This window comes from Mesorhizobium sp. M8A.F.Ca.ET.208.01.1.1 (assembly GCF_004791315.1).
Classification (GTDB): Bacteria; Pseudomonadota; Alphaproteobacteria; order Rhizobiales; family Rhizobiaceae; genus Mesorhizobium.
Window position 1 is genome coordinate 1 of record NZ_SRUT01000135.1, and the last position, 358, is coordinate 358.

The following is a 358-nucleotide window of genomic DNA, read 5'->3' on the forward strand; positions in this document are numbered from 1 at the left end:
GTGGGTCCTCTCTCATCTAGGTCCGTCCGCGACAGCCTTGGGAGGCAGCGGCCTGGCGGTTATCGCACTCGCGGCCACCGCCATACTTCCGGTCGATATCAGCCGTGATGATGACGGCGACAACAGGATGCCGGCGTGGCGCCTCGTTGCCATCCCGGCGACGTCCTTGGCCTGCGGCGCAATCCTCGTCGGCGCTGCCGTCACCATTCTTCCACTGGCGCATCCCGAGGCGAGCAGTGGCGCGATCATGCTTGGACTGCTGGCCCAGGGTGCTGGCGCCACCTTCACCCGCTGGGCCTCTGCCCGGCACGTCGATCGCCATGGGCCAAAGGTTCCGACGGGTGCAGGCCTTGCGAGC

1 protein-coding gene is annotated in these 358 nt (G+C 67.6%); it reads left to right on the forward strand.

Going from position 1 to position 358, the window contains the following annotated elements; translation table 11 throughout:
* Window positions 1-37: 37 nt before the first annotated feature.
* A partial coding sequence (locus tag EN851_RS34615) for a hypothetical protein (RefSeq protein ID WP_210234957.1) occupies window positions 38-358 on the forward strand: 321 nt, incomplete at its 3' end.